Origin of the sequence: Mesorhizobium sp. M8A.F.Ca.ET.021.01.1.1 (assembly GCF_003998025.1) — a bacterium.
GTDB lineage: Bacteria > Pseudomonadota > Alphaproteobacteria > Rhizobiales > Rhizobiaceae > Mesorhizobium.
Window position 1 is genome coordinate 1 of the sequence record NZ_RZSJ01000191.1, and the last position, 9,846, is coordinate 9,846.

Sequence of the window (9,846 nt, forward strand, 5' to 3'; positions counted from 1 at the left end):
CAGCCAGCCCTGCGCCCAGCCGGCATGTTCTGTGACCAGCACGGCCATCATCGCCGCCGACATCGCGATGCCGAGGCCAACGCCGCCGAAATGCCATGCCTGCAGGTCGCCCCGCCCGGCCTCCGCGATATGGCTGAAAACGATGCTGGCCATGAACACCATGACGAAGGCGCTGGCCAGACCGGCCAGAAAACGGATCGCGAGAAAGGCGGCCATGGCATCGGTCAGCCCCATAAGGGCGGCCAGCACGGCGCTGGCACCGAGGGCTGCCAGCATCAGCGAACGCTCGCGTCCGTGCGCCCAGTTGCCCGCCGCCACCAACGCGCCGACGAGGTATCCGAGATAGTTGGCCGAGGCGATCCAGCCGGCATCGGCCGGCGACAGATGCAGTTCCTCCATCATGCCGGGCAGGATCGGCGTGTAGACGAAGCGGCCGATGCCCATGGCGACGGCCATGGCGATCATGCCGGCGAAGGCGTAGCGAAGCGCTGTCGATGGGGCCGATGTCATTGCAGTGCACAATAAATCTGCGCACGGGTGAAACAATCCGCCTTGTGTTGGGCCAGTGCCGGACCGCGCGCTCAGCAGCGCCCGCCGAAACCGGCGTTCAGCGAAACGGTCTCATGCACGGTCCGGCGCGCCGTCAAGCGGAACGGCACATCGCCGAGTTCGCGCTCCGACATCGCGTCAAGCGCGGGATGCGCAAGCGGATCGGTCAGCCAGCTCAGCGTGTCGACGTCGCAGCGCGTGTCATCCGACGAAGTGGCGGCGAACAGGACCTTCAGCGACGACAACATCCTCAGCATTTCCGGTTCCATGGGCCTGTCTCCGTCCAAAAGTCAGCCGTTTCGGTATCTCTTTCAATTGAGATTTCGGCCGGATCGGTTTAGAAAATCTCAAATGGCCATGCTCAACCGCGTTCATCTCAACGGCCTTCGCGCCGTGGAAACCGTCGCCCGTCTCGGCTCGCTCGCGACCGCCGCCAGCGAACTCAACGTTTCCGTCAGCGCCGTCAGCCAGCAGATCAGCCGCACCGAAAAGCAGCTCGGCCAGGCCCTGTTCGAGCGGACGACGAGCGGTCTCGTCCTGACCGAATGCGGCGCCGTCTTCGCGGCCCGCCTTGGCGCCGGATTTCGCGAGCTTGCGCAGGCCGTGGCACTGGCCGACGAGGCAACCCAATGCACATTGGTTGTTTCGGCGGCACCTGCGTTTGCCTCCAAATGGCTTCTGCCACGGCTGTCGCGGCACTTCGACCGGCATCCCAACGTGCTGTTGCGCATCGACGCCTCGGTGCGGCTGGCCAATCTCGATCATTCCGACATCGACATTGCCATCCGGCTTGGCGACGGCAAATGGCCGGGCGGGAAGGCGGAGCTCATTTTGGCGCAGGAAGTCTTCCCGGTCTGCGCACCGGGCATTGCAAGAAAACTGAAGTCGATCGGCGACCTTGCGCGGACCTGCGCCATCACCGACGAGCGGGCGATGATCAACTGGGAAAGCTGGTTCGCCGCTGCCGGCGTTCCACCCGTCAACTTCCAGAAAGGCGCGCGCTTCACCGACCCGATGCTGTGCCTGGAATCGGCGATCGCCGGCCATGGCGTGATGCTGGGCTGGCAATTGCTGACGGCCGATGCGCTGGCCGATGGGCGGCTGGTGGCGCCGTTCGGAATCCGCGCCCAGAGCGGCCTCGGCTACTGGCTGGTGACCTCCGCCACCAAGCCTGAAAGCCGCAAGGTCCGGGACTTCAAAATCTGGATCAAGGAAGAGATCGCGGCGACCATGGCGCAGTTCGGATCGTCGGTCGCGGGGCCCAGTGGCGCGATCGCGGTGGAAAGCGCCGCGGTACCGGTCTATGTTCAATCATAAATCCCACGACGACAGGCAGGATCATGACCACACATTCGCGCGGCGTTTCCGCAACGATCGACCCGGTGAAGCTCGACAGGCTGGCGGAAGTCGCCATCAAGGTCGGGCTGCAATTGCAGCCCGGACAGGACCTGGTGCTGACATCGTCGATCGCGGCGCTGCCGCTGACCAGGCGCATCGTCGAGCACGCCTACAAGGCCGGCGCCGGGCTGGTGACGCCGATCTTCAACGATGACGAGATGACGCTGGCGCGCTACCGCTTCGGCGCCGATGCCGGCTTCGATCGCGCCGCCGGCTGGCTCTATGAAGGCATGGCGAAGGCCTTTTCCAACAATGCCGCCCGGCTCGCCGTACGCGGCGAGGATCCGTCGCTGCTGTCGGCGCAGGATCCGGCCAAGGTGGCGCGCGCCAACAAGGCCAATTCGATGGCCTACCAGCCGGCGCTGGAGAAGATCACCGGCTTCGACATCAACTGGAACATAGTCGCCTATCCGGATCTGGCCTGGGCCAGGCAGGTTTTCCCCGGCGACGCCGACGACGTGGCGGTGGCGAAACTCGCCGACGCCATCTTCGCCGCCTCGCGTGTGGATGTCGAGGACCCGATCGCCAACTGGAAGGCGCACAATGCGGCCTTGCGCGGCCGCACTGAATGGCTGAACGGCCACGATTTCCATTCGCTGCATTTCACTGGACCCGGCACCGACCTGACTGTCGGGCTGGCGGACGGCCATGAGTGGATGGGCGGCGCCTCGACCGCCAAGAACGGCGTCACCTGCAATCCCAACATCCCGACCGAGGAAGTCTTCACCACGCCGCATGCGAGGCGGGTCGAGGGCCATGTTTCCTCGACCAAGCCGTTGTCCTACCAGGGCACGCTGATCGACGACATCTCGGTGCGCTTCGAGGGCGGGCGGATCGTCGAGGCCAAGGCCTCGAAGGGCGAGGACGTGCTGAAGAAAGTGCTCGACACCGACGAAGGCGCGCGCCGCCTCGGCGAAGTGGCGCTGGTGCCGCATTCCTCGCCGATCTCGGCCAGCGGCCTGTTGTTCTTCAACACGCTGTTCGACGAGAACGCCGCCTGCCATATCGCGCTCGGCCAATGCTATTCGAAGTGCTTCGTCGACGGCGCCTCGCTCAGCCAGGACGAAATCGGGGCGCGCGGCGGCAACAAGAGCTTCATCCACATCGACTGGATGATCGGCTCGGACAAGATCGACATCGACGGCATCGCCAAGGATGGCAGCCGCGTGCCGGTGATGCGCAAGGGCGAGTGGGCCCAGGGGCTCTAGCCGGCTGAGATGTGATGGCCTTCGATATTGCAGTCAGGCGCGTCTACGAAGCACCCGAGAAGGCCGATGGCCAGCGGGTGCTGGTGGATCGGATATGGCCGCGCGGCGTCGCCAAGAAGGATGCCGCGTTGACGCTGTGGCTGAAGGAGATCGCGCCGAGCGACGAACTGCGCAAATGGTTCGGGCATGAGCCGGAGCGCTGGGCGGAATTTCAGAAGCGGTATTTTCTCGAACTGGATCGGAATGAAGAGGCGTTGGCGAGTTTGCGCGCCCTGCTCCGCGACGGCAAGGTAACGCTTCTCTACGGCGCCCATGACGAGGCGCACAACAACGCGGTGGCGCTGGCGAAATACCTGCTTCGTCATCCTCGGGCTTGACCCGAGGATCCATGCCGTGACTTTCATCGAAGGACGCGACGGGGCAGAATTCTCAACCGCTGCAGCACGTTAGCGTCACGGCATGGATCCTAGGGTCTGCGCCGCGTCGCTTCGCTCCTTGCTCCGCCCTAGGATGACGACGGCATAGGGTGCCGCGCTTAACGAACTTTACTTTACAGCCTCCTCATAAACATCCGCCTTGAACCCAACCAGCACCCGATCCCCCACTTCAAGTACCGGCCGCTTGATCATGGTCGGCTTGGCCAACATCAGCTTCTTCGCCTTCTTCTCATCCAGCCCTTCCTTGTCCTTGTCCGGCAGTTCGCGGAAGGTCGTGCTGCCCTTGTTGAGCAGCTTGTCCCAACCGACCTTGCCAACCCAGCCATTCAGTCTGTCAGCCTCGATGCCTTCGGCCCGGTAATCGTGGAAGCGATAGGGAACGTCATGGCTCTCCAGCCAGACGCGCGCCTTCTTGATCGTGTCGCAATTGGTGATGCCGTACATGGTGATCGTCAAGACGTGCTTCCTTTGGGCTGACCGTCGAATCCGTTTCGCAACCTAGAACCGCCCTTCCCGCTTTGCCAGAAGCTCGTGAAATTTGCCGCTTGCAAACACTAAGGAATTTACCTAAGTATTAATGACCACTTTTGACGACCCAGGACCATCGATGACCAGCCTCCAGAGCGCAAATCCGATCCCCCCGCCGATCGATGGTATTTTTCGCGCGCTTGCCGACCCGACACGGCGGCGCGTGGTCGAGCGACTCAACAGGAGCCCCGCTTCGGTCAGCGAACTGGCACAGCCTTTCGAGATGGCCCTGCCTTCCTTCATCGACCATCTCAAGATTCTCGAAGGCTGCGGGCTGGTTCGGTCGCAGAAGACCGGCCGGGTCAGGACTTACGAGCTTGCGCCCGAGCCATTGAAGCTCGCCGAAAGCTGGCTGGCTGAGCAGCGCACGCTCTGGGAGCGCCGCCTCGACCAGTTCGACGCCTATGTGATGACACTCAAGGAGCAGGAAACATGAGCTATCCCTTCAAGCCAGATCCCAGGCTGGACCTCGTGCTGGAGCGCGTGCTCGACGCGCCGCACCAACTGTTGTGGCGCGCCATGACGACGCCGGAGCATGTCAGGCAATGGTTCACACCAAAACCATGGGTGATCACCGACTGCGAGATCGACCTCAGGCCAGGCGGGTTGTTCCGGACACGCATGCAGTCGCGCGACGGCAACGAGGTCAGCGACCGCCATTGCTGCTATCTGGAAATCGTGCCGAACGAGCGGCTGGTGTGGACGGATGCGCTGCTGCCGGGCTATCGGCCGTCAGGCGAGCCGTTCATCACTGCTGTGATTTCGCTGCAGCCGGATGGCCGGGGCACGCGCTACACCGCCACCGCCATCCACCGCGACGAGGCGACCCGCGACAACCATGAAGAGATGGGTTTCTTCGACGGCTGGGGCACGGTAGCCGATCAGCTTGCGCAATATGTGAAGACGATTTGAGCTTCCTGGGTGGCGGCCAGGGCATCGCTGGCCGCCATGTTGATCTCCGCCTTCGCGGCGAAGAGCGCGGACTCCGGAAAGCCAGCTGTGTTTCCGACCTCAGTAGTAAAATCGCTCTTCGGCGATCTTGCCGTTCTTGACCGTGTACAGGCCAACCTCATCCATGGTGACACGCTCGCCGGTGGCCTTGGGCGTTACGTCAAACGTGAAGCGCACCGCGAACTGGTCGCCGTTGACATAGGGTCCTTCGACCGAGCCGCCATGCACTTCGTGGTTCTCTTGCCACCACTGGCTCTTTTGCTTGAGGGCCTCCTTGCCGCGGCTGACGGCCATCGGCCCCTCCATGGCTTCGTAGCTGACGATAGCGTCGGCATTGTATTTTTCGGCAGCGCCGTCGCTGTTGCCTTGTTTAAGAAGCTCGGTGAAGTCCTTGGCGATTTCCGTGATGGTCATTTGTGTTCCTCCTGTTTGGACGCATTGCAAGTAGGGAACAGCCCGCTGACATGCCATCAGCTGACGGGTCGATAGCTGACATGACCCTGTCAGGATAAGCGCCTGACCAGCCTATCGCGGACCGACTTCGGTTGCAGAGGCACGCCAATTCCGCGATGCTGGGTGCATGTGTAACCTCTACAACATCACCACGACACAAGAGGCGGTCCGCCAATGGACGCGCGCACTGCGCGATATCAGCGGCAACCTTGAACCATCCGTCGACATCTATCCCAATCAGCCCGGCCCCGTCGTCCGCAACACGGCAGACGGGAAGCGTGAGCTGGCCAGACTGCTTTGGGGGTTGCCAACGCCACCTGAGCGCATGAAGGGAAAGGCCGACTACGGCACGACCAACGTTCGCAATCCACAATATTCGCACTGGCAACAGTTTGTCGGGGTCGAGCATAGATGCGTCGTGCCGGTCACCAGTTTTGCCGAACCCAGCCCGACACCGAGTGACAAGGACCCAGAAACCGGCATCCAACGCAACTACTGGTTTGCCCGTGACGATAGCCGACCGCTGTTCTTCTTCGCCGGATTCTGGACCCGTTGGCAGGGTATTCGAAAGGTCAAGGACGGACCCGGCGACTTCGAGTTATTCGCCTTCATGACAACCAAGCCAAACGCCCTGATCGCGCCGATCCATGAGAAGGCTATGCCAGTAATCCTGACCACGTGGGAGGAGACCGAGGCCTGGCTTACAGCACCTTGGGCAGAAGCACGGCATTTGCAGCGAACGGCACCAGACAACGCGTTGGTGATCGTTGAGAAGCCAGCCACACAAATCAAGTTTCCGCAGCAGGCACCGGCGCAAGGATCTCTGTTCTAGGCTAAGGGATAGCCGCGTTCCTCATTCCTCGTCTCGCCATATTACACGGCGAACCATGCGGATTTCGACAAGGCGTCTCACACGAATTTTCAAGCGCTCCGCAGCACTCGGCAAAATTATGTCGGCATCAAGTTCGCGAAGCTTGCAGCGCTCGCACCGCATATGCCGTTCGACATCCCAAAAGGGAATGTCACCGACAAGCTTCGCGAGATCGCCAGGCAGATAATGCCGGGTGATGTTGCAGTGCCGGCATCGGACACGAATGAGTTGCCCGACTTCGTGCGCGAGGCATAGGGTTTGCACATTTCGGCGCGGTCGGGTGCTCAATTCCGGCATCAACTAATTTAGGAATGTCTTCCTACATTAGTCAATTCCTACTTAGTTTCCTTGGTCGTTCGTCCACATGTCGATCAGGCCAACCCCACGGCCGTGCGGGCGACCTTGCGCAGTTGAATGAGGCTAGCTGGGCAGCATGGGGCAGTTGGCGCCACGGCGCAGGCTGACGTGCGCCACGTCGCCGGCGCTGAATTGAAACCCCTCGGCCTGGCGGGGCGCGTCGATGACAACGGGCATGCCTTGCCCCAGTTCGGCATGCAGGCGCAACGTGCGGCCATGGAAGACGATGCTGTTGACCCGCGCCGGCGCCGTGCCGGGCGCAGCCTCGGCCGCCGCCAGCAAATCCTCCGGGCGCACGCCGATGGTGCGGACCTCGCCTTCGCCGGGCCACTGGCCGGTTTCGGAAATGGCCTCCAGCGGCAAGGTGCCGGCGGTGAAACGCAGGCGGTGGCCATCCCGGCCGACAAAACGTGATTGCAGGAGATTCATGGTGCCGATGAAGCTCGCCACGAACTTCGTGGCCGGCCGGTCATAGAGGGTCGCCGGCGGCGCGATCTGCTCGATGCGGCCGTTGTTCATGACGACGATACGATCGGAGATCGACAGCGCCTCGGTCTGGTCGTGAGTGACCATGACGAAGGTGGTGCCAAGCCGCGATTGCAGCCGCTTCAATTCGACCTGCATCTGTTCGCGCAGATGCGCGTCGAGCGCCGACAGCGGCTCGTCGAGCAAGAGCACGCGCGGCTCGCAGACAATGGCGCGGGCAAGCGCGACGCGCTGGCGCTGGCCGCCCGACAGTTCCAGGACGCGAGCGCGAAGCTTGTCGGCGAGACCGACCATCTCCAGGGCTTCGCCGACGCGCTTTGCCTGCTCGGCACTGGTGAGTTTTCGCAGGGACAAGCCGAAGCCGACATTTTCGGCGACGTTCATGTGCGGAAACAGCGCGTAGTCCTGAAACACGGTGTTGACCGGCCGCTCGAACGGCCGAAGGGCCGTGATGTCATGACCGTCGAGCAAGACCTCGCCGCTCGACGGGCTTTCGAAGCCGGCAATCACACGCAGGCTGGTGGTCTTGCCACAGCCGGACGGCCCGAGGAGCGTGATGAATTCGCCGCTGACAATGTCGAGATCGACGGTATCGAGTCCGACGATGGCACCTGGAAAAACCTTGGAAACCGCCTGCAGCCGGACGAGTGGATCAGGCGCCATCGCGAACCTCGGACGGCTTCGTGGTGTTGACCCAGAGGATCTGGCACTGCTCCGCGCCGGGATTGCGGAAGGCGTGCAAAAGCGTACTCTTGAAGGCAAAACTGTCGCCGGTCTTCAGCCCGTATTTTGTCGAATCCACCACCAGTTCGACCTCGCCCGAAAGCACGAAGCCGAATTCATGGCCGGCATGGGCGTAGGCTTCCGCCGTGCCGCCACCGGCTTCCACCGTCACCAGCATGCCGGTCAGCGTCGCGCCGGGCGGCGACAGCAGCGCCTTGGCGATGCCTTCGGATTTCACCGGGATCTGACGCCTTTTGTCGGCGCGCACGCAATAGAGATCATTGACCGCATCGTTGCCGTCGGCGATCAGCGCCGACGGCTCGATGTCGAGCGCCGCGGCGAGCGGCCAGATCACCTTGACGCGCAGCGAGGACATGCCGCGCTCGATCTGGCTCAGCGCGCCGATCGACATGCCGGCTTTTGCCGAGAGATCGGCCAATGACAGGCGGCGCTCGAGCCTGAGCGCCCGCACGCGCCGGCCGACGCGAACGTCGGCATCGTCCTTCGGTTTTTCGGCGGCCTCGTCAAGCATGTCCATGTGCAAGTCCTCGTTTGCTTCTTCCTTCTCCCCTTGTGGGAGAAGGTGGATCGGCGCGTAGCGCCGAGACGGTTGAGGGGTGAGTGACAGATCGCCGCCGGCGCCAAGCTGGAGCACCCCTCATCCGTCGCCTTCGGCGACACCTTCTCCCACAAGGGGAGAAGGGAAGGCCGTAGCTTACCCGCCAGCCTTCACCTTCTCGAACATCTTCGCCATATCGTCGTTCTGTTTCATCGGCCCGGTGAAGATCGTGCTCTTCAGCATCACCTCGGGGTCGGACGGCAGTTGCAGCTTCTCCAATTCGTCCTTCGGCACGCCGGCGAAAGCGGTGCCGAGCGAGCTGCCATAGCCGTAGGACTGGATCAGGAATTTGCCGGAGTCAGCGTCGAGCCGGCTGTTGATGAAGTCATAGGCGAGATCGACGTTCTTGGCGTCCTTCAGCATGACGAAACCGCAGGCCCAGGTCAGCATACCCTCCTTCGGCTTCATGAACTCGACCGGCACGCCTTGCTTCTTGAGCGACGTGGCCGATGCATTCCAGGTCATGGCGGCGACCAACTGGCCACTGGCCAGGGCCTGCTCGACCGAGGTCATGTCGGTGGTGTAGCTCGACAGCAGCGGGCGCTGTTCGCGCAGCTTTGCCGCGACCTTGTCCATCTGCTCCGGTGTCATGTCGAAGGGGTTCACGCCTGCCAGAAGAGCCGCGACAATCGGGGTGTCATGCACGGCGTCGATGGTCGCCATACGGCCGGCATATTGCTTGTCCCACAGAAGGTTCCAGCTCGCTTCGGGGTTCTTCACCAGATCGGTGCGGTAGAGGATCGAGGTGTTACCCCAGTCCCATGGCACCATCCAGACCTTGCCGTCGCCAGCCTGCAGGTCGGGCAGGTTCTTGAACACCGGGAAGATCGAATCCCAGTTCTTGATGCGCTTGGTGTCGATCGGCTGCAGCAGGCCTTCCTTGTTCCAGCGCGCCACCTTGTCATAGCAGGGGTGCGCGATGTCGGGCCGGAAGCCGGCCTTGACCTTGGTGAAGGCATCATCGTCGTCGCCGAAGATCGAGGCCTCGACGCCATCGGGGTGCGCGGCAAGGAAGCTCTTGTTGAAATCGGGCAACTCATAGCCCGACCAGGTGAAGTATTGCAGCTTTTCGGCGGCCAGCGTCACGGTCGAAGACAGTGCGAGCGCCAATGCCGCGAGGCCGGCCCGGGCCTTGTGTCCGGTTATAGATCTCAGGTGGAATGCCATTTTCGTTCTCCTCTTCGTTGTTATGGTCAGGCTGGATTGCGGCGCGCGGCGCCGAGCCCGCGATGGCGCAGGATCTCGGCGGTGCCGGCGATGATGAAC

Annotated in this window: 14 protein-coding genes; 7 read left to right on the forward strand and 7 right to left on the reverse strand. The window is 62.6% G+C overall.

Features of this window, described 5'->3' with window-relative positions:
- On the reverse strand, nucleotides 1-510 hold a 510-nt coding region (locus EOA36_RS16640), incomplete at its 3' end, for a YbfB/YjiJ family MFS transporter (RefSeq protein WP_127278559.1).
- A gap of 71 nt (nucleotides 511-581) precedes the next feature.
- Nucleotides 582-806, reverse strand: coding sequence for a hypothetical protein (locus EOA36_RS16645; protein ID WP_127278571.1), 225 nt, complete (start codon nucleotides 804-806; stop codon nucleotides 582-584).
- A 94-nt stretch (nucleotides 807-900) separates the two neighbouring features.
- Here EOA36_RS16645 and EOA36_RS16650 point away from each other — a divergent pair, with 94 nt between their 5' ends.
- From EOA36_RS16650 to EOA36_RS16660, 3 genes are read left to right on the forward strand one after another with little or no spacing between them, the layout of a single operon-like run.
- On the forward strand, nucleotides 901-1,866 hold the full coding sequence (locus tag EOA36_RS16650; RefSeq protein ID WP_127278560.1) for a LysR substrate-binding domain-containing protein: 966 nt from the start codon (nucleotides 901-903) through the stop codon (nucleotides 1,864-1,866).
- A 23-nt stretch (nucleotides 1,867-1,889) separates the two neighbouring features.
- Complete coding sequence (locus EOA36_RS16655) at nucleotides 1,890-3,155, forward strand: aminopeptidase (RefSeq protein ID WP_127278561.1); 1,266 nt, start codon at nucleotides 1,890-1,892, stop codon at nucleotides 3,153-3,155.
- 14 nt (nucleotides 3,156-3,169) lie between these two features.
- Entirely contained in the window at nucleotides 3,170-3,532 is a 363-nt protein-coding gene (locus EOA36_RS16660; RefSeq protein WP_127278562.1) for a DUF488 domain-containing protein, read from the forward strand.
- Nucleotides 3,533-3,700: 168 nt separating this feature from the next.
- On the opposite strand, the gene EOA36_RS16665 is transcribed toward EOA36_RS16660, so the two are convergent.
- A complete protein-coding gene (locus tag EOA36_RS16665; protein ID WP_127278563.1) occupies nucleotides 3,701-4,048 on the reverse strand; it encodes an ArsC family reductase in 348 nt (115 codons plus the stop codon).
- 151 nt (nucleotides 4,049-4,199) lie between these two features.
- Here EOA36_RS16665 and EOA36_RS16670 point away from each other — a divergent pair, with 151 nt between their 5' ends.
- Complete coding sequence (locus tag EOA36_RS16670; protein ID WP_127278564.1) at nucleotides 4,200-4,556, forward strand: metalloregulator ArsR/SmtB family transcription factor; 357 nt, start codon at nucleotides 4,200-4,202, stop codon at nucleotides 4,554-4,556.
- Nucleotides 4,553-5,032, forward strand: a complete 480-nt coding sequence (locus EOA36_RS16675) for an SRPBCC family protein (protein ID WP_127278565.1) — start codon at nucleotides 4,553-4,555, stop codon at nucleotides 5,030-5,032. The genes EOA36_RS16670 and EOA36_RS16675 overlap by 4 nt, the downstream gene beginning before the upstream one ends.
- Before the next feature lie 99 nt (nucleotides 5,033-5,131).
- On the opposite strand, the gene EOA36_RS16680 is transcribed toward EOA36_RS16675, so the two are convergent.
- The gene (locus tag EOA36_RS16680; RefSeq protein ID WP_127278566.1) at nucleotides 5,132-5,485 is read right to left on the reverse strand and encodes a nuclear transport factor 2 family protein; all 354 of its coding nucleotides are present in this window, start codon (nucleotides 5,483-5,485) and stop codon (nucleotides 5,132-5,134) included.
- 166 nt (nucleotides 5,486-5,651) lie between these two features.
- Between EOA36_RS16680 and EOA36_RS16685 the strand changes: the two genes are divergently transcribed.
- Together EOA36_RS16685 and EOA36_RS38810 are read left to right on the forward strand one after the other, a co-directional pair.
- Nucleotides 5,652-6,356, forward strand: coding sequence for an SOS response-associated peptidase (locus EOA36_RS16685; RefSeq protein ID WP_127278567.1), 705 nt, complete (start codon nucleotides 5,652-5,654; stop codon nucleotides 6,354-6,356).
- Nucleotides 6,357-6,518: 162 nt separating this feature from the next.
- A complete protein-coding gene (locus EOA36_RS38810; RefSeq protein ID WP_272483024.1) occupies nucleotides 6,519-6,650 on the forward strand; it encodes a hypothetical protein in 132 nt (43 codons plus the stop codon).
- A 165-nt stretch (nucleotides 6,651-6,815) separates the two neighbouring features.
- On the opposite strand, the gene EOA36_RS16695 is transcribed toward EOA36_RS38810, so the two are convergent.
- The 3 genes from EOA36_RS16695 to EOA36_RS16705 form a co-directional block, all read right to left on the reverse strand.
- The gene (locus EOA36_RS16695; RefSeq protein ID WP_127278568.1) at nucleotides 6,816-7,901 is read right to left on the reverse strand and encodes an ABC transporter ATP-binding protein; all 1,086 of its coding nucleotides are present in this window, start codon (nucleotides 7,899-7,901) and stop codon (nucleotides 6,816-6,818) included.
- Nucleotides 7,891-8,499 carry a cupin domain-containing protein gene (locus EOA36_RS16700; protein WP_127278569.1) on the reverse strand — a complete coding sequence of 203 codons (609 nt, stop codon included), beginning with the start codon at nucleotides 8,497-8,499 and terminating at the stop codon, nucleotides 7,891-7,893. Before EOA36_RS16700 ends, EOA36_RS16695 begins: the two co-directional genes overlap by 11 nt.
- Nucleotides 8,500-8,676: 177 nt before the next feature.
- Nucleotides 8,677-9,747: an ABC transporter substrate-binding protein gene (locus tag EOA36_RS16705; protein WP_127278570.1), complete on the reverse strand. Its 1,071-nt coding sequence runs from the start codon at nucleotides 9,745-9,747 to the stop codon at nucleotides 8,677-8,679.
- Between the last annotated feature and the right edge of the window lie 99 nt (nucleotides 9,748-9,846).